The 17,968-nt window shown below is 69.1% G+C and carries 16 protein-coding genes; 10 read left to right on the forward strand and 6 right to left on the reverse strand.

What is annotated here, in order from left to right; translation table 11 throughout:
* Positions 1–130 precede the first annotated feature (130 nt).
* A complete protein-coding gene (locus tag AC069I_RS33345; RefSeq protein WP_478267181.1) occupies positions 131–817 on the forward strand; it encodes a histidine phosphatase family protein in 687 nt (228 codons plus the stop codon).
* Here AC069I_RS33345 and AC069I_RS33350 read toward each other — a convergent pair.
* The 3 genes from AC069I_RS33350 to AC069I_RS33360 all read right to left on the reverse strand — a co-directional run bounded on the left by AC069I_RS33350 (position 780) and on the right by AC069I_RS33360 (position 2,660).
* Complete coding sequence (locus AC069I_RS33350) at positions 780–1,547, reverse strand: ABC transporter permease (protein WP_478229337.1); 768 nt, start codon at positions 1,545–1,547, stop codon at positions 780–782. The genes AC069I_RS33345 and AC069I_RS33350 overlap by 38 nt on opposite strands.
* A 21-nt stretch (positions 1,548–1,568) precedes the next feature.
* Positions 1,569–2,054, reverse strand: a complete 486-nt coding sequence (locus AC069I_RS33355; protein ID WP_478229336.1) for an MmpS family transport accessory protein — start codon at positions 2,052–2,054, stop codon at positions 1,569–1,571.
* A gap of 201 nt (positions 2,055–2,255) precedes the next feature.
* Positions 2,256–2,660: an NUDIX hydrolase gene (locus AC069I_RS33360; RefSeq protein ID WP_478267182.1), complete on the reverse strand. Its 405-nt coding sequence runs from the start codon at positions 2,658–2,660 to the stop codon at positions 2,256–2,258.
* 30 nt (positions 2,661–2,690) lie between these two features.
* Between AC069I_RS33360 and AC069I_RS33365 the strand changes: the two genes are divergently transcribed.
* Positions 2,691–3,377 (forward strand): helix-turn-helix domain-containing protein, encoded by a 687-nt coding sequence (locus tag AC069I_RS33365; RefSeq protein ID WP_478267183.1) that lies wholly within the window; start codon positions 2,691–2,693, stop codon positions 3,375–3,377.
* On the opposite strand, the gene AC069I_RS33370 is transcribed toward AC069I_RS33365, so the two are convergent.
* The gene (locus AC069I_RS33370; protein WP_478267184.1) at positions 3,308–4,831 is read right to left on the reverse strand and encodes an FGGY-family carbohydrate kinase; all 1,524 of its coding nucleotides are present in this window, start codon (positions 4,829–4,831) and stop codon (positions 3,308–3,310) included. The two genes, AC069I_RS33365 and AC069I_RS33370, sit on opposite strands and share 70 nt — an antisense overlap.
* A gap of 114 nt (positions 4,832–4,945) precedes the next feature.
* Between AC069I_RS33370 and AC069I_RS33375 the strand changes: the two genes are divergently transcribed.
* The 3 genes from AC069I_RS33375 (at position 4,946) to AC069I_RS33385 (ending at position 7,597) form a co-directional block, all read left to right on the forward strand.
* On the forward strand, positions 4,946–5,926 hold the full coding sequence (locus AC069I_RS33375) for a LacI family DNA-binding transcriptional regulator (protein ID WP_125682291.1): 981 nt from the start codon (positions 4,946–4,948) through the stop codon (positions 5,924–5,926).
* A gap of 335 nt (positions 5,927–6,261) precedes the next feature.
* Complete coding sequence (locus tag AC069I_RS33380; RefSeq protein ID WP_340688302.1) at positions 6,262–6,843, forward strand: DNA-binding protein; 582 nt, start codon at positions 6,262–6,264, stop codon at positions 6,841–6,843.
* A gap of 97 nt (positions 6,844–6,940) precedes the next feature.
* Positions 6,941–7,597, forward strand: coding sequence for an RES family NAD+ phosphorylase (locus tag AC069I_RS33385; RefSeq protein WP_478229332.1), 657 nt, complete (start codon positions 6,941–6,943; stop codon positions 7,595–7,597).
* 78 nt (positions 7,598–7,675) lie between these two features.
* Here AC069I_RS33385 and AC069I_RS33390 read toward each other — a convergent pair whose 3' ends face one another.
* Positions 7,676–9,637, reverse strand: a complete 1,962-nt coding sequence (locus AC069I_RS33390; RefSeq protein WP_478235719.1) for a S9 family peptidase — start codon at positions 9,635–9,637, stop codon at positions 7,676–7,678.
* A gap of 30 nt (positions 9,638–9,667) precedes the next feature.
* Entirely contained in the window at positions 9,668–10,642 is a 975-nt protein-coding gene (locus AC069I_RS33395) for a TerC family protein (protein ID WP_478229330.1), read from the reverse strand.
* A 318-nt stretch (positions 10,643–10,960) separates the two neighbouring features.
* Here AC069I_RS33395 and AC069I_RS33400 point away from each other — a divergent pair, with 318 nt between their 5' ends.
* From AC069I_RS33400 to AC069I_RS33420, 5 genes are all read left to right on the forward strand, one after another.
* A complete protein-coding gene (locus tag AC069I_RS33400) occupies positions 10,961–13,870 on the forward strand; it encodes an alpha/beta fold hydrolase (RefSeq protein ID WP_478267185.1) in 2,910 nt (969 codons plus the stop codon).
* The gene (locus tag AC069I_RS33405) at positions 13,863–14,822 is read left to right on the forward strand and encodes an ABC transporter permease (RefSeq protein ID WP_478229328.1); all 960 of its coding nucleotides are present in this window, start codon (positions 13,863–13,865) and stop codon (positions 14,820–14,822) included. Before AC069I_RS33400 ends, AC069I_RS33405 begins: the two co-directional genes overlap by 8 nt.
* A gap of 257 nt (positions 14,823–15,079) precedes the next feature.
* On the forward strand, positions 15,080–15,502 hold the full coding sequence (locus tag AC069I_RS33410; RefSeq protein ID WP_340688297.1) for a hypothetical protein: 423 nt from the start codon (positions 15,080–15,082) through the stop codon (positions 15,500–15,502).
* Between the two features lie 181 nt (positions 15,503–15,683).
* Positions 15,684–16,454 carry an enoyl-CoA hydratase/isomerase family protein gene (locus AC069I_RS33415; protein ID WP_478229326.1) on the forward strand — a complete coding sequence of 257 codons (771 nt, stop codon included), beginning with the start codon at positions 15,684–15,686 and terminating at the stop codon, positions 16,452–16,454.
* A gap of 90 nt (positions 16,455–16,544) precedes the next feature.
* Complete coding sequence (locus AC069I_RS33420) at positions 16,545–17,954, forward strand: S28 family serine protease (protein WP_478267186.1); 1,410 nt, start codon at positions 16,545–16,547, stop codon at positions 17,952–17,954.
* The last annotated feature ends 14 nt before the right edge of the window (positions 17,955–17,968 follow it).

The raw sequence follows: 17,968 nt of genomic DNA on the forward strand, positions 1-17,968 counted from the left end.
CTGGCGGTGCGGGCGGATCGGCCTCGTACCGGGTCGTATTCGGCCGCATCCGCCCGTGCCGTCAGGGACCACCTGGGCGCGAAGACCGCGGACAAGACTCACCGGACACGACCTGGGTATCGTCCGAAGCATGAGCACCCCTGAGCAGGAAGTCGAATACCGCCAGCACCGGTTCTCACCTCCGCCGGGCGCGACCGAGATCTTCCTTGTCCGCCACGGTGAATCGGCGCCCGCGAAGGGCAGCGCGCCGTTCGACCTCGTCGACGGGCAGGCCGATCCGGATCTCGCGCCGGAGGGCAGGGACCACGCAGAGCGGGTGGGGCGCCGTCTCGCGGACGAGCGGATCTCCGCGCTGTACGTGACGACACTGCGCCGGACGCCGCAGACCGCGGCGCCCTTGGCGGCGAAGCTCGGGCTCACGCCGGAGGTCGAGCCGGAGCTGAGGGAGATCCACCTCGGCGACTGGGAGAACGGGCTTTTCCGGCGTTACACCTACGAAGGTCACCCGATCGTCGAGCAGCTGTGGCGTGAACAGCGCTGGGACGTGATTCCCGGCGCGGAGACGATGGAGTCGTTCGGCGGCCGGATCAGGGCGGCCATCGGCAGGCTCGCGGCGGCCAACCCGGACCGGAGGATCGCCGTGTTCACCCATGGCGGCGTCATCGGAGAGGTCTTCGCGCAGGCGAGCGGCGCGAAGAACCGGTTCGCGTTCCTGGGCGCGGACAACGGCTCGATCTCGCATCTGGTGGTGTCGGGCGAAGACTGGATGGTGCGGCGGTTCAACGACACGTCGCATCTTCAGTCGCCTTTCGGCTGATCCGGCCCGCCGCGACCAGGTGCACGACGACCAGGACCGCGACCGCCTCGGCGGCCAGCAACCCGATGAGCACGAGCACCTGGGTCACCCCGGCCTGCACCGGCCCGGCGCCACCGAGGAGGACACCGACGTAGGCGCCGGGCAAGGTCACCAGGCCGACCGTCCGGGTCTGGTCGAGGGCGGGGATCAGCGCGTGTCCCGCCGAGGGGCGGCAGATCTCCAGCGCGGCCGGGCGGCGCAGGAATCCCAGCGCCAACGCGGCTTCGTACTCGCCGTGCCGTGACACGAGTTCGCCGAGGGCCCGCCTGGCCGCCTGAGAGGTCGCGGACATCGCGCCACCGATGACGATGCCGGCGATCGGCACGATCGCGATGGGCCGCCACGGGACCACCCCGGTCGCGAGCACCAGGGTCAGCACCGGCACCACGCCGGAGGCGATGGCGAGCGCGACCCACGCCAGATCCTTCGCCACGCCGATCCGGCGTGCGGAGGTGACCGCCGCGATCGTGAACATCAGCAGGACGAAACCGCCGGTCAGCCAGCCTGATTTCAGGATTCCGACGATGACCAGCGACACGGCGGCGAGTTGCACGACGGCGCGTCCGGCCGCGAACAGCACCGCCTTGCCCTGCCCCAACCGCCCGAACTGCACCACCGCCGCGCCGAAGATCGCGAGCACGGCCAGGACCACGGCGAGCACCGGGCCGAACGCGATCGCACCATCCGTCACGCGGATGATCCTGCCGCAGGGTCAGGAGGTACAGGTGACCGGCGCGCCCGCGGCGGGGGCGGTGCGGTCGCTGACGACCACGCCGTCGACGACAATCCGGCACCGCAGCGCGCCGCTGCCCGACCCCTGCGCGGACAGGCTGTAGAACTCGTCGCGGCCTTCCTCGCTCCTGCGCTCGAAGGTGGTGCTCCACGGCGCCGTCACTTCGGTCTTCTGCATGAGTTCCGAACCCTGCGCAACGTAGGTGACGTTCTGGGCGCCCTCCGCGCCGGAAAGCTCGTAGACGACGGAGTGGATCACGGTGCGCACGGCGGCCACGGCCTGTTCGACCTGTGGCACGGGCGGGCTCTGCACAGGCCTCGACGCCTTCGGCAGCACGTAGCTGGTCAGGGTGACGGCGACGGCCATCACACCCAGCACGACCACGACGGTCCCCAGCGGCTTCAGCCTGCCGGGGGCACCCTGCACCGGCGCCGATGCCGGAGGGGTCGCGGTGGGAACACCCATGGAGAGGTCTTCTCTCGTCCGAGCGCGCTTCCGTCGAGCGCGTCGTCTACTTCTCGCACGAAGGTGACTCCGCGTTAGCCGTTATCGGGAAGAAACCCGATATTCACCCTTTTGGGTGTCCCACTGAGTGGAGAATCCCTGGTTATGAGGCGATCGGCGTAAGCACAGTGAGCCGAACAGCTCACTTTGAGTGATCTCGGCCTAATCGACGAGACCCGCCTCGGCGAGCAGCCCGAGCATCCGCCGCCCCGCCGGCGGGCAGAGATGCGCGTCGGCCGACGACAGCCAGGCGGACTCCGCGATCTCGCGGCCCGGCGCGGGCTCTCCGCGATGGCCGGCGGTGTAACAGGTCATGCGGACGCGTCGGCCGTCCGCGAAACCGTCGGCCTGCTCGTTCAGCACCGCGAAGAAGCGAAAGCTCTGCGGGTCGAGCTCGATGCCGAGCTCCTCCTTGATCTCCCGGCACAGTCTGGCGACGTCGCCCTCGCCCGGCTCACGTTTGCCCCCGGGAAGGTAGAACTTGGCCTTGCCCTTGGTCCGCACCGACAGCAGACGGCGGTCGCGGACGTGGATCCAGGCCAGTGAATCGATCTCTGCTTCGGACACGGCCTGATTCTGTCGTAGGTCAGGGGCATCATGGCAACCGTGTATCGGGAGACGACGGCGCCCGGCGAGCTGGCAGGCATGGTGCGCTGCCTGTGGGAGGACACGGGCACGGCACCGAAGCGGATCGTGCCCGACGGCTGCGTGGACCTGGTGGAGAGCGGCGGCGAGGTCTTCGTCGCCGGGCCGGACACCGCGGCCTGGACCTGGGAGACCGGCGAACGGGCAAAGGGCGTGCGGTTCGCCCCCGGCAGAGCGGGTGACATCCTGGGCCTGGGTGCCGACGAGCTACGCGGTCAGCGTGTCCCCCTCGGCGACATGTGGGGCAGGGAAGGCGAACTACTGGCCGAACGGGTGCTCTCAGGTGCCGCTTCGCTGACCGCCGTCGCCGTGCGGCGCGGAACCGGACGAGCCGACCGGGAGATTTCGGAGCTCATCGCCAGACTGGACAGCGGTGCGCCCCGGGTCTCGGCCGCGCTGGAGAGGTTCACCACCGGCGAGCGGCAGTTGCGGAGGCGGTTCACCCTCGCGGTCGGCTACGGCCCCGCCACGTACCTGCGGGTCACCCGGTTCCAGCGCGCCATCGGCCTCGCGGGAACGGCGCCGGATCTCGCCTCGCTGGCGTTTTCGGCAGGGTACGCCGATCAGGCTCACCTGAGCCGGGACTGCCGGGAGCTCTCCGGGCTGAAAGCGAGTGAGTTCTTCCGTGCCAGGAAGTGAGCGATGTCCACAGTGGACCGGTACAGGTCACGGTAACGCGGGTAGAACTCGTCGTAGACCTCGGCGTCCGCGCCGGGGCGGACGATCTCGGCGACGGGGTTCCAGGCTTCGATATCCGGTTCCCAGCCCAGCGCGACCGAGGCGAGAACGGCGTCTCCGAACGCGGCACCGATGGTTTCCGCGGGGATCTCCTGGTCGATCCGCGCGACGTCGCTGACGATCCGCGTCCACACCCCGCCCTGTGTCCCGCCACCGACGGCGACGAACCGGCCGGTGCCACCACCGGCCTCTCGCATGGCTTCGAGGTTGTGCCGAACGCCGTACGCGGCGGCTTCCAGGGCCGCGCGGTACAGATCGGCACGATCGTGGGACGTGGTGAGCCCGGCGATGACCCCCCTCGCGTCCGGGTCCGGCACAGGGGTCCGTTCTCCCGCGAAGTACGGCAGCATCAGCAGACCGCGGCTGCCGGCGGGGACCCCGGCCGCCGCCGCGGCCAGTTCCTCGAACTCGCCGCCGACGAGATCCCGCAGCCAATCGGTGATCGCGCCGGAGGTGGCCATCCCCGCGGCGAGCGAGTAGCTGCCGGGGAAGGCACCACGCGTCGTCCACAGCCCCTGCCCGGGGCGGGGATCGGCGAGCATCTGGATCAGGAACATCGTGGTGCCGTACATGAGCATGGTGTCCCCGGGCGCGGTGACCCCGACGCTGGTCGCCTCGGCCCAGGCGTCCACCGTCCCCGCTGTGACCGGGATCCCTTGCGGCAGGCCGGTTTCCGCGGCTGCCTCGGCGGTGACCGAACCGGCGACCTCGGTCGGCCACGCGAGCCTCGGCAGCTCGACGCCGGGGGCGATCGCGGCGGCCCGGTCCGCCGCCCAACGAGCCTCGCGCAGGTCGTACATCGGATCGCATTGGCTCGCCGAATGATGGTCGAGGACGTATTCACCGGTCAAGCGCAGCACGAGGAACGAACTCGCCATCAAGAAGAGCTTCGCCCGCTCGAATACGTCCGGCTCGTTTTTGGCCAGCCAGCGCCATTTCGGCCCGACGGCCTGTGAGCCGAGTGCGCTCCCGCCGCGTTCCACAATGGATTCTTCGCCGAATTCGCGGTTCAATTCCCGGATTTCGTCATAGGCGCGGGTGTCGACACCGTAAAGGATCGCCGGGCGCAAGGGCTTCCCGGAAGCGTCGGCCGGCAACAACACCGGCCCGATCCCGCTGACCGACACTCCGATGATGGGATGATCCCCGGCGCCCGCCGAAAGTTCCCTCACCAGCGCCACGAAGTCCTGCCACCACACGGTTTCCGCGTCGTGCTCGAACCAGCCGGGATGCGGGCGGGATGTTTCGTGCGGTCGAGCTGCCCGCGCCACCACGGTGCCCCGGGAATCGACGAGGACGGCTTTGGAACTGGAGGTGCCGATGTCGATGCCGAGCACCAGGCCCGGTTCCCGCACGACGCCTCCGAACTCCTCCGCGCGAGTAGCGCGATCAGCGGATGGTAACGATTGTCGGTCAAGCTATTCTTCCCGTGCGAGGGTGTCAACACACCTGCGGAAGGGGAGGTCACGGTGGCCACCATCAACGACGTGGCGGCGAAGGCCGGGGTTTCGACGGCGACCGTGTCGAGAACGCTCAACGGGAAGTCCACTGTGGACCCGGTGCTCGCGGCACGGGTGCAGGCCGCCGCGGCCGAATTGGGATATCACCCGAACGGGCTCGCGAGGAATCTGCGCCGTCAGGAGACCGCGGTACTCGCGCTCATCATCTCCGACGTGGAGAACCCGTTCTTCACCGCGATCGCCCGCGGCGTCGAGGACATCGCGCAGACGGCGGGCTATTCGGTGGTGCTGTGCAACGCCGACGACAACGAGGAGAAGGAGCGGCGCTATATAGACGTCGCCCTCCAGGAGCGGGTCGCCGGCGTGGTGCTCTCCCCCACCGGCCGGGCCACCAACGTCGACCGGCTGACCGAACGCGGCACTCCCGTGGTCGCCGTCGACCGGCCACTGCTGAAGAACACCGGCGACCAGGTGCTGGTCGACACCCGGCTCGCCGCCCGCGACGCCACCCGGCACCTGCTCGATGGTGGATACCGGCGGGTCGCCTGCGTCAGCGGGCCGCCTGGGGTGCGCACGGCCGAAGACCGGCTGGCCGGTTACACCGATGCCGTCGGAGAGGAGAACGCGCTCACCCGGCGGGCCGAGTTCCGCGCCGAGGGCGGCAGGCTCGCCGCGCTCAGCCTGCTCGACGAGCCCGAGCCGCCGGACGCGCTGCTGGTCGGCAACAGCACGATGACGATCGGCGTCCTGGAAGCACTGGCCGCACGCGGTCTGCGATCGGGACAGGACGTGGGGATCGTGTCGTTCGACGACGCGCCGTGGACGACGCTGATCGACCCGCCGCTGACGGTGGTCGCCCAGCCCGCGAACGAGGTGGGCAGGGTCGCCGCCGAGCTGCTGCTCGCCCGGATCGGCGACAGCACGCGCAAGGCCACCACGACCACGCTGCAGGCGAAACTGATCGTGCGCCGGAGTTCACGGCGCGACTGACGCCCGGAGATCCCAGGTGCACGACGTGCCTGGGCGACCGGTTCGCACCGGCCGCCCAGGAACGCCCCACCCCCTTGTTCCCCCCAAGCCGGCCCACACCAGCCGGGTTCTCCGAAGCGGTGGGAAGAAATCGTTTACCTTTCGGAAGGTAAGTTCCCGTTTACCACCTGTCAAGCCGAACTCCTGGACAAGCTCGCCCGATCCGGGCAGACTATGGCGACATTGCCTACTGCGCGTGTTTGATTCCGTGCACTCTGTGTTCATCTCTGGTGAATTCCCCCACGAAACCGAGATGAGACCGCACGAACCCGCACAGACGCGTTACCCTAGGCGCTATGTCCATAGCGCTCGAGAACGTTCTCGCCAAGGCGGGCCTGAAGGTCGACGCCAACGAGTTCCTGAACCTCGTCGAGGACGCGGCGCGGAGACTGACTCCACCGAACCCCGATCCGTCGCACTATTTCTCGGCGGACCAGCGGGCCGCGCTCACCGACGTCGGCCTGGACCTCTCCCCCCGGGGCGAGGACGAGCCGGACTTCCGCGCCCGCACGGTCGCCGCGCACGCCGTACTCGCCGATTCCGCGCTGAGCGTGCTGGAAGCGGCGAAGGCACTGGGCGTGGACGACAGCAGGATCCGGCACCGCCTGAAGGAGGGCAGGCTCACCGGCTGGAAGGACCAGGGCTGGCGACTGCCCGCCTGGCAGTTCGCCGGTTCGGGGGTGCTGCCCGGCCTGGAGGTCGTGCTGCGCGCCGTCCCCGAAGACCAGCCCGCGCTCGTCGTCGCCGCGTTCATGAGCACTCCGCAGGCCGATCTGGTGATCAACGAACACCCCGCCACCCCGCGCCAATGGCTCCTCTCCGGCGGCGACCCCGAGCACGTCGCGAGACTGGTGGCCACACTCGGCTCGCCGTTCTGAGATCCTTGCCCGACGACGGAAAATTTCAGTCGGGGGTAGGCCGTAGGCTGACCCCACCGAGCAAGATCACCCGACAAGGACGGACGACTCCCGAGGTATGGCCCGGCTCCCCCTGCCGCCCGCACGCTCTGTCCTGGTCAAGGAGCTGCACCGCACCAACGACGTGGTGACGGTGCACCCCGGCACCAGGCTGGTCAGGATCTTCACCGCGCACGGCAACCACCCCCAGCAGTGGAATTCGTTCCGCTACACCGGCCCGCTCCCGCACGGCCGGTTCGACCCGCAGACCCCTGGTCGTGGCGGCCGTCCGGTCACCGACCCCGGGAACGGCGTCCTGTACTTCGGTCTCACCGTGCGCACCAGCATCGCGGAGGTCTTCCAGACCACGTCGACGGTCGACCGCAAGTCCCGTGGCCCGCGTCTGGTCGTCGTCCGGCCGACCCGCACGTTGCGGCTGCTGGACCTCGCCGGCCTGTGGCCGACCAGGGTCGGCGCCTCGCAGGAGATCTCCAGCGGCCCGAAGAAGATCACCCAGGCTTGGGCCCGCGCCATCCGCGCCGCCTTCGGTGACCTCGACGGCGTCTGGTACCGGTCGTCCATGGACTCCGGCGGCCCCGCGCTCGCGCTGTGGGACCCGCCCGCCGGGGATTCGCTGCCGGTCGCGCCGGACGTGCTGCTCCCGCTGGACCATCCGGGGCTCGACGTGCCGCTCGGCCGGGTGTGCGAAGAGCTGAACTACACGCTTCTCAGCTGACCTCTCGTGCAATGAAGGGGCCTTTCATAGCAAAATTTGCTATGAAAGGCCCCTTCATTGCAGTCCAGGGACCGAAGATCAGAGGTGACGGCCCCACCACTCCAGCACGGCGTCGAACCGCTGCACCCGATGCCGCGGCAGCCCGGAACGCGTGAGTTCGTGTCCCTCGCCGGGGAACAGCAGGAATTCGGCCGCGACGCCGTTCTGCCGCAGTGCCACGTACATCCGCTGCGCCTGCTCCAGCGGGCAACGCCAGTCCTGCTCGGAGTGCGCGACCATGAACGGGATGTCGATCTTCCCCGCGTAAGTCAGCGGGCTGCGCTTGCGCTGCTCTTCGATGTCGTCGCCGGCGTAGCCCCCGGCGAAGAACCAGCCGATGTCGGAACTGCCGACGAACGAGTCCCAGGCGTTGACCGCGCGCTCGCTCCACGCGGCGCGGAACCGGCCGCCGTGGTGCGCGGCGAGCCAGCTGGTCATGAAACCGCCGTACGAGCCGCCCATCACGCCGACCCGGTCACCGTCCAGATTCGGCAGCTTGAGCGCTTCGTCCAGCAGTGCCAGCAGATCGTCCGCGTCCACGGTGCCGAGGCCGTGGACGATGCTCCGGCCGTGGCTTTCGCCGTAGCCGGCGGAACCGCGCGGGTTGCCGAGAACGACGGCGTAGCCCGCGGCGGCGAGCACCTGCGCCTCGTCGAAGACCTTCCATTCGTACGCCGCGAACGGTCCACCGTGGACCATCAGGACCACGGGATGCGGCCCGTCTCCTTCGGGCCGGACGACCCAGCCGTGGACCGGGTAGCCGTCCGGGGCGGTCGCGTTCAGTTCCTCCAGCGGCAGGATCCCGTTGTCCCGCAAAGCCTTCGAGTAGTCGGTGAGCACGCGCGGTTCACCGTCCGAAAGCAGGACGACGTCGCCGGAGCTCTCGGGAGTCCCGATCACCGCGACGATCCGTTCGCCGTCGACGGCGAACGACTTCACCGCGGTGCGCTCACCCGCCAGGTGGCGCAGAGACTTCAGCTCGGCCAGTTCGGCGTCGAGCGGAACGGCACGTAGCTCGGCGGCACCTCGGGTGCTGACCACGACGAGGACCTCGTCGCCGACGACGACCGGAGGCCCCGCGGCGTTGTCGCAATCCACCGTTTCGACGTCGGTCAGCCGGCGCGGGGACGAGGGCTCGTCACCGGAGGGCCACGGCGCCCGCCAGAGCCCGGTGTTGCGGGCGACGTCCTCCAGACCGGGGAATTCGTTGCCGTAGAACAGGATCGAGCCGTCAGGGGCGACGACCGGCCGGTCCGCTGTGCCCATGGTCCGGACCAGAAGCCGGGGTTCGCCACCGCCCGCGGGCACGGCGTAGACATCCGTACGGACGGTGTCCTCAGCGGCCCAGTCACGCGGGCCGGTGAACAGGACCTGCTCGCCGTCGACCGTCCACGAGGGATGGTCGACGTCGGCCCGGTCGTCGGTCAGCGGCGTGAGCTCGGCAGGCGGCTCCTCGTCCAACGCGGCGACGGCGTCCACGATGAACAGACGCTGTGGACGGTCGTTGAGGAAACCCACGTCGTCGACGCGGTAGAAGAGGTTCGTGATGTGCCGCGGCGCTTCTTCGCCCGGCTCCGGCGTTTCGCCGTCCGCGTTCTCGCTGCCGTAGCGGCCCGGCTCGGGCACACGGGCGACGAAGGCGATCCGGCGGGAATCGGGTGCCCAGACCGGGGCACCCGCGCCGAGGGGCAGGCCGGTGATCCGCTTCGCGTCGCCACCGGCCGCGGGCATCACGTGCACCTGCGGCTTGGCCGCACGCCCGGAGCCCTCTCCCGCCCGGAGGAACGCGACCCATCGGCCGTCCGGCGAGATGGCGGGGGCGGAGTCCTTGGTCCCGTGGGTCCAGGCCCGTTCTCCGCCGCCACCCGGATCGACTCTGCGCAGGGCTCCGCGGTAGCTGTTCGTCTTCAGATCAGGCCTGCTCACCGCGGTGAGCAGCAGGTCGCCGTGCAGCGCGAGGATGCCGGGGACCGTCAGGGCTTCGATGTCAACGGGACGCACGGCCCCGACGGTACCCGATCCTTAGCAGCTCTAACTACTGATTGAAGACTCCTGCTCAGCGGCTTCCAGCTTCTTCGCCTTCGCGAGGCTGGCCACCGTCGTCACGGTCAGGACCACGACGATGACGCCCAGGGAGACCCAGTTGTTGATGTCCAGCCAGTCCGGGACGACGTGGTACTCGTGCAGCGCGTGCAGGAACAGCTTGGCGCCGATGAAGGCGAGGATCACCGCGAGACCGTAGGACAGGTACACCAGCTTGGTGACCAGGCCACCGAGCAGGAAGTACAGCTGGCGCAGGCCCATCAGCGCGAACGCGTTGGCGGTGAAGACCAGGAAGGCCTCCTGCGTGATACCGAAGATCGCGGGGATCGAGTCGACCGCGAACAGCAGGTCCGCGCTGCCGATCGCGACGATCACCAGGAACATCGGGGTGATCCAGCGCTTGCCGTCCTTCTTCACGAAGGACTTGTGCCCGTGCCACTCGTCGGTGACCGGGAAGAGCTTGCGCACCCAGCGAGTGAGCGCGTTCTCCTCGTATTCCTCTTCTTCGTCCTTGTTGCGGACCATGCTGATCGCGGTCCAGATGAGGACGGCGCCGAAGAGGAAGAAGACCCAGACGAACTGCGCGATCAGCGCGGCGCCCACGGCGATGAACACGCTTCGCATGGCGAGCGCGAGCAGGATGCCGATCAGCAGCACCCGGTGCTGGTGGATCGCGGGCACCTTGAACGACGTCATGATGATCATGAAGATGAACAGGTTGTCGACGCTCAGCGAGTACTCGGTGATGTACCCGGTGAAGAACTGGACCCCCGGGTCATGTCCGGCGAACACCCAGACGCCGACGCCGAACGCGACGGCCACGGCGATGTAGAAGATGACCCACCTGGCGGCTTCGCCGGTGGTGACCTCATGCGGCTTGCGATCGACGATGACCAGGTCGAGTGCGATCAGCGCGAGCAGACCGCCGACCGTGGCGATCCATAGCCACAGGGGAACAGACATGTAACCAACCCTCCGGAAAGTGCACAGCAGCAACTAACCGGAGGTCTCTTCCGCCGGTGCGAAACCGGCCGACGGTGCCGGGGGCCTGCGAAGACCACCGTGCTGACGACACCGCCGCGAAGGAATACTCCCCTCACAGCTGGTCCAGTCTGACCGGTCTGTACGCATGACGCCAGTTAAGGTTGCCCTTGTCACCAAGATGATGGCGTAACTCCCGTCACACCCACCTCTTCTCGCTCCTTGAGTACCCGTTCCGGTGGCGGTTTAACGGCACGCTTGTGTGGTCCGTGTGTGCCGGGGAAGCGGTTCTCAGCTTCGGTGAAATACGGTCATTCCGTGCCCCGAATCCCGCTCCCTCGCACGCGAGGCGCGAAGCTCACCGCGCTCGCCGCGGTCGTGGTGGTCCTGGCCGCCGCGGCCGTCGTGTGGACGAACGGCGAACCCGCCCCGTCCGCGGTCAGAACCCAGGACGCGACCCTCGACCTGCCCGAAACCCCGGGCTCGTCCGAGGTCGTGAAGATCGACACGACCACGTATCTGCCCGAACAGACCCCGGCTCCGGCCGTCCTGCTCGCCCACGGTTTCGGCGGTGACAAGAACAGTGTCGCCACCGAAGCCCGCGAACTCGCCGACAAGGGTTTCGTCGTGCTGACCTGGTCCGCGCGCGGTTTCGGCCGCAGCACCGGGAAGATCGCGCTGAACGACCCCGACCGGGAGGTCGCCGACGCCAAGAAGCTGATCGACGGTCTGGCCGCCCGGCCCGAGGTCCTCAGCGAGAACGGCGACCCGAAGGTGGCCGTGTCCGGCGCTTCGTACGGCGGCGCGCTTTCCCTGCTGCTCGCCGGGACCGACAAGCGGGTCGACGCGATCGCGCCGGTGATCACCTACAACGATCTCGCGCAAGGCCTCTTCCCGAACGCCGCCGCTCCGGCCGCGCCGAACGCCACGACCCCGGCCGCCGGCGCGTTCACCGCGGACGGCGTCTTCAAGAAGTCGTGGGCGGGCATCTTCTTCTCCGCCGGTTCCGGCGCGGCGCAGAGCGGCTCCCCCGCCAACGACGCGCCCGAAGCCGGTGACGAGACGAGCGAATCCGGTGCGGCACAGGGCACGGGCGCGGCGGGGGCCGCGGCGCAGTCGCTGCCGCTCGGCGGCCAGAACGGGCAGCGGCCACCGTCCGGCCCGGCCGACCCTTGTGGACGGTTCACCGCCGAGGTCTGCCAGGCCTACACCGAGCTCGCCACCACGGGGAAGGCGAGCCAGAAGACCGTCGACCTGCTCCGCCGGGTGTCCCCCGCGTCCGTGACGGACAAGATCACCGTGCCGACCCTGCTGGTACAGGGCGAAAGTGACACGCTGTTCGGGTTGGACCAGTCCGACGCGACCGCCCGGCAGATCACCGCGGCGGGTGGCAAGGTCCGCACGATCTGGTACACCGGCGGCCACGACGGCGGGAAGCCCGGGCAGAAACTGCGCGCGCAGATCGCCGACTTCCTCAAGTTCTCCCTCACCGGGCAGGGCACCGATCCCGGTACCGGGTTCAGCTACGACATCCAGGGCACGCTGCGGGCCAACGGCGCCCCCTCGGTCCGGACGGTCACCGCACCGGCGTACCCGGGAGCGACCGGGGACGCCACCGAGCGGCGGCAGTTCACCCTGGCGGGCCCGGCCCAGCCGGTCGTGCGGCCCGCCGGCGGCAATCCCGCCGCGGTGAGCGGGATCCCCGGCTTGAACGGAGCGGTTGCGGGTTCGTCCCGGCTTTCCGGCCTGTTCAGCCTGGACCCGCCGGGGCAGGCCGCGCAGTTCGCGACACCGCCGCTCGACGCGCAGACGATCGCGGCCGGTTCGTCGACAGTCCGGCTGCAGGTCTCGGCCGATCCGTCCGCCGCGGCTCCCCAGAAGGAAGCCGTCCTGTTCGCGAAGCTCTACGACGTCAACTCGGAAGGTGTCCGGACACTTCCGGCCAACGCCGTCGCGCCCTTCCGCGTCTCGGGCCTTCCTGCCGACGGCAGCCCGGTCGAGGTGACGGTGACCCTGCCGGGCATCGTGCGGCCCTTGGAGGCCGGGCACACGCTTCGGCTGGTCGTCGGCACGACGGACCAGGCGTTCGCGACGCCGGTCGAGCCCGCCGTGTTCCGCATCGGGCTGGCGGACGGCGGACGGCTCGGTGTGCCGGTCGTTCCCGGCAACTCGGTCGGCGCGGGCGCGCCCACCGCGCAGTTGCTCGGGATCGCCGGAACGCTGCTCGCGGGGATCGCGATCACCGTGATCGCCGCGTTCCGCCGCCGCCGTGCCCACGACGTCGACGAGAGCCTGGCGAGGACGCCGCTCGTGATCGAAGGTCTGCGCAAGGCCTACGCGGGCGGGTTCGTCGCGGTGAAGGATCTGTCGTTCCGCGTCGAACCCGGCCAGGTGCTCGGCCTGCTCGGGCCGAACGGCGCGGGCAAGACGACGACCCTGCGCATGCTGATGGGGCTCATCACGCCGACCGCGGGCACCATCCGCGTATTCGGCCACCTGATCGCGCCCGGCGCGCCGGTGCTGTCCCGGATCGGGTCCTTTGTGGAGGGTTCCGGCTTCCTGCCGCATCTGTCCGGCAAGGAGAATCTGGAGCTGTACTGGGCGAGCACGGGCCGCCCGAGGGACAAGGCGCATTTCGCCGAGGCACTGGAGATCGCGGGGCTCGGCGACGCGGTGAACCGGCGGGTCCGCACCTACAGCCAGGGCATGCGGCAACGGCTCGCGATCGCGCAGGCGATGCTCGGCCTGCCGGAGCTGATGGTGCTCGACGAACCGACCAACGGGCTCGACCCGCCACAGATCCACCAGATGCGTGAGGTGCTCCAGCGCTACGCGGCGACCGGGCGCACCGTGGTGGTCTCGAGCCACCTGCTGGCCGAGGTCGAGCAGACCTGTACGCACGTGGTCGTGATGCACCGCGGCATGCTGGTCGCCTCGGGTGAGGTCGGCGAACTGGCCGCGTCCAGCGGCGAGGCGACGTTCCGCGTCGACAAGCCCGCCGAAGCGGCCGAAGCGCTGCGGAAGGTCGGCGGCGTTTCCGGCGTCGATGTCGACGGCGAACTGGTCCACGCGGATCTCGACGGTCTCGCGCGCGCCGAGGCGGTCGCCGTCCTGGTGCGGGCCGGGGTCGCGGTCGAGCAGGCCGGGCCGCGGCGCCGTCTGGAAGACGCGTTCCTGCAGCTGGTCGGAGAGGACTCGAAGGGTGAGTAAGACCAATGGTTCCGGCCCGGCGACCCGGGCGGATCACGGCGTGCACACCGATCCGGCGGCCCTGCTGGAGCTGACCGAGGTCGCGTCGCACGAACCGACCGAGGTCGGCCCCGACGGGGCGGTGGCGGGGTACCGCGCCGACCGGACACTGCGGCTCGGCGTCGAACTGAAGCGGCAGCTCAAACGGCGGCGGACCCAGCTGATGCTGGGGTTCGCCGCGCTGCTGCCGTTCATCCTGGTGATCGCGTTCGAGATCGGGCAGGCCAACCCGAACCGCCGCAGCGGCGGCTTCGTCGACCTGGCCACCGCGAGCGCGCCGAACTTCGTGGTGCTCGCGCTGTTCGTCTCCGGGACGTTCCTGCTCCCGATGATCGTGGCGTTGTTCTACGGCGACACGATCGCGAGCGAGGCGTCCTGGTCGAGCCTGAAGTACCTGCTCGCGATGCCGGTCCCCCGGCATCGGGTGCTGCGGCAGAAGGCGATCGTCTCGGGCATCCTGTCCGCGGTCGCGCTGATCCTGTTACCGCTGGTTTCGCTGGTGGTCGGCGTCATCTGGTACGGCGCGGGCGACGCCATCAGCCCGACCGGGGACGCGGTGTCGTTCGGCGACAGTCTCATAGCCATGGGGCTCGCGACGATCTACATCATCCTGCAGCTGGCGTGGGTGGCCGGTCTGGCGATGCTGCTCTCGGTCGCCACCGATGCCCCGCTGGGCGCCGTCGGCGGGGCGGTGATCGTCGCGATCGTCTCGCAGATCCTCGACCAGATCACCGCGCTGGAAGGGCTGCGCGACTACCTTCCGACGCATTTCGCCTTCTCGTGGATGGACCTGATCTCGACCGACATCGACTGGACGAACATGGCCAACGGCATGCTGTCCGCGGCGTTGTACGGCACGGTGTTCTTCCTTCTGGCGGGCCGCCGGTTCGCGACGAAGGACATCACCAGCTGAGAGCGTTTCCGTACCGGAAAATCACCGGGGTCCACTGGGAAGACGAAATCCTCTTCCCTGGTGGGCCCCGGTTTTCACTGGCCGTGGCGACCTTCACCCATTAGCGCCGGTAATCGGTGTTTCATGCGCATGAGAACATTGATTTTCGGATCATCGACTCATTGGGTGAAAACCTCGAATTCATCTTCGGAGACCTCCGGGAAATCCTTATCTTCAGTGGAAAGGTGCCGACGCGAGCGGAAAGCGGGGATGTCACCATGACCCAGTCAGTCGAGACCCCGGTCCAAGAATTCTCTCTTGATTGGACCATGACCGCAGGCAAGGGCGGCCGGGTCGGATTCGCCGTCTCGGGCCAGGTAACGCTTCTCGACAACAATCGGTTCTACAAGATCGACGGGGTCCTCTACATCTCCGAGGGCAGCGCCTACTGCCGCGAAATCGGCAATCCGCATCTTTTCGTCCGGCGCAACGGCGTCGAGGAGAGCGGCAGGCAGTGGGGCTGGGAAACGATCTGCAACCGCAAGTCCTGTGCCAGGCTGTGTTCGATGGACGCCTACTTCGTGCGCACCGGCTACTGGGCGCCCGCCGACCGCGCCATCCAGCTCAGCATCGGCGCCGAAACCGGCTGGAACCGCAAGCGGTCCTTCAGCCCGACGGTCACCGTGCGCCTCCGGGACTGAGCGGTGGCTCCCCGGCTGAGGTTCTCCGGCTAAGTTTCGGCCGGAGGCTCGGGTTCGCGGAGGCGGACCGCTGATCTGGCTGGGTGAGTGGACAACTCCACGCCGCGGCCCGGCTGCGGCAACCCGGAAGCGCGATCAGCGGTCCACTGTAGATCTTGCGGGCTCGGGTACGGTCGAGGCCATGGCCACCTCCTCGATCCGCGTGGACGACGAAGGCGGGATCGCCGTCGTCACCCTTCAGCACGGCAAGGCGAACACCCTCGACACCGAGTTCTGCCAGGAACTGGTCGTCCGGCTCGAAGACGTCCAGCTCGGCGGCCATCGCGGTGTCGTGCTGACCGGGACCGGCGGCATCTTCTCGGCGGGTGTCGACCTGCGGCGTGTTCACGACGGCGGCGCGGACTATCTCGAGGACTTCCTGCCGGCGCTGTCGGACGCGTTCCTCTCGGTCTTCGGTTTCCCCGGCCCGGTGATCGCGGCCGTCAACGGGCACGCGATCGCCGGCGGGGCGGTGCTCGCCGCCGCCTGCGACCGCCGCGTCCTCGCCGACGGCCCCGGCCGGATCGGGATCACCGAGCTGCTCGTCGGCGTGCCGTTCCCGTTGGCGGCGCTGGAGATCCTGCGGTCCGGGTTCGGCGCCGACGTCCTCGCCGAACTCGCGTTCCTCGGCGAGACCCATCTGCCCGCGGACGCGCTCCGGCTCGGCCTGGTGAACGAGGTGACCGCGCCCGGGAACGTCGTCGAGCGGGCGGTGGAGGTGGCCAGGAAGCTCGCCGAGATCCCGGCGGCCGCGTACGCGCACACGAAGGCGCAGCTGCACCGGCCGTTCCACGAGCGCATCGCCGAACACCGCACCGGCGACGACGCCCACGTCCTCGATCTGTGGAGCTCCCCCGAAGCCCTCGCGGCCATCAAGGCCTACGTCGACCGGGTGCTCAGCGGCCGGGCCTGATCTTCGGGCTCGACCGGATAGGCGATTGCCCACCGGCGGGGACTCTGTGAGTATCCGACCGCTCAACAGGTCCCGATGGGGAGGGCATGGATGCGGAAGCTCACGGCCGCGTGGCCGGTTCTGGCGATCACCGTTCTCGCACTGGCCGGGCTGACCCCGGCGGCGCAGGCGGCACCCGGAGACATCGAGGACGCGCTCGGGCGGATACCCGGGCTGACCGTCGTCTCGGAGAATCCGGCGCCGACCGGGTACCGGTTCTTCAAACTCAGCTACACCCAGCCGGTCGACCACCGCAGGCCGGACCGCGGCACCTTCCAGCAGCGGTTCACGTTGCTGCACAAGGAATTCCGGTCGCCGACCGTGGTGTACACGAGCGGGTACAACGTCTCGCAAGCGCCCAATCGCTCGGAGCCGACACAGATCGTCGACGGCAACCAGCTGTCCATGGAGTACCGGTTCTTCACTCCCTCCCGGCCGGACCGTCCGGACTGGGGCAAGCAGCTGACGATCTGGCAGGCGGCCGCCGATCAGCACCGCGCGGTCGAGGCGTTCAAGCGGATCTATCCGGGCAAGTGGCTCGCGACCGGCGGCAGCAAGGGCGGCATGACGGCGACCTACTTCCGTAGGTTTTTCCCGGACGACGTCGACGCGACGATCCCGTACGTCGCGCCCAACGACGTCATCAACGCGCACGACCGCTACAACCGGTTCCTGGCGAACGTCGGCGACGATCCGGCCTGCCGGTCGGCGCTGAAGGCGATCCAGCGTGACGTGCTGACCCGGCGTCCCGAGTTCGCGGCGCTCGCCGCCGCCGACGCGGCCAAGAACGGCTACACGTTCAAGACCGTCGGCTCGGCGGACGTGTCACTGGAGATCTCCGTGATCGACTCGTACTTCGCCTTCTGGCAGTACCAGAGGCAGTCCGACTGCGCGACGATCCCGAAGGCGGGTGCTCCGGCGGCGGAGATCTACGCCTGGTTCGAACGCGTCGAAAGCCTGAACACCTACTCCGACCAGAACCTCGAGGTCTACGTCCCGTACTACTTCCAGGCGGCCTACCAGCTCGGCGCCCCCGAATCCTACGAAGGATATCTGCGGGATCTACTGCGCTACCCGGGCTCCAACGTGTCGCGGACGTTCGTGCCGGAATCGGTCGACATCCCGCGGTTCGACCACCTGGCGATGCCGGACATCGACTTCTGGGTGAAGTCTCAGGGGAAGCGGCTGATGTTCGTCTACGGCGGGAACGACCCGTGGAGTGCGGAGCCGTTCAGGCTCGGCTTCGGCACGAAGGACTCCTACAGCTACACGGTGCCGAGCGGGAACCACGGCGCCCGGATCTCGCAGCTTCCCGCGGCCCAGGCCGCCGAAGCGACGAACACCGTGCGGCGGTGGGCCGGTCTGCCTCCGGTCTCGCCGGGCGTCAGCACGCGTTCGGTGCCCGCCGGGTTCCCGGACTTCGATGCCGACCTGACCATGCTGGAGCGCCGTCGCCTCTGACCCCCTCACGCGTT

It is taken from the genome of Amycolatopsis sp. NPDC043885 (genome assembly GCF_056435685.1).

Coding starts and splice junctions, on each gene's coding strand:
- AC069I_RS33415 (WP_478229326.1), top strand. CDS start 15,684: ATGGCCACCTCCTCGATCCGCGTGGACGACGAAGGCGGGATCGCCGTC.
- AC069I_RS33410 (WP_340688297.1), top strand. CDS start 15,080: ATGACCCAGTCAGTCGAGACCCCGGTCCAAGAATTCTCTCTTGATTGG.
- AC069I_RS33385 (WP_478229332.1), top strand. CDS start 6,941: ATGGCCCGGCTCCCCCTGCCGCCCGCACGCTCTGTCCTGGTCAAGGAG.
- AC069I_RS33395 (WP_478229330.1), bottom strand. CDS start 10,642: ATGTCTGTTCCCCTGTGGCTATGGATCGCCACGGTCGGCGGTCTGCTC.
- AC069I_RS33345 (WP_478267181.1), top strand. CDS start 131: ATGAGCACCCCTGAGCAGGAAGTCGAATACCGCCAGCACCGGTTCTCA.
- AC069I_RS33420 (WP_478267186.1), top strand. CDS start 16,545: ATGCGGAAGCTCACGGCCGCGTGGCCGGTTCTGGCGATCACCGTTCTC.
- AC069I_RS33380 (WP_340688302.1), top strand. CDS start 6,262: ATGTCCATAGCGCTCGAGAACGTTCTCGCCAAGGCGGGCCTGAAGGTC.
- AC069I_RS33355 (WP_478229336.1), bottom strand. CDS start 2,054: ATGGGTGTTCCCACCGCGACCCCTCCGGCATCGGCGCCGGTGCAGGGT.
- AC069I_RS33365 (WP_478267183.1), top strand. CDS start 2,691: ATGGCAACCGTGTATCGGGAGACGACGGCGCCCGGCGAGCTGGCAGGC.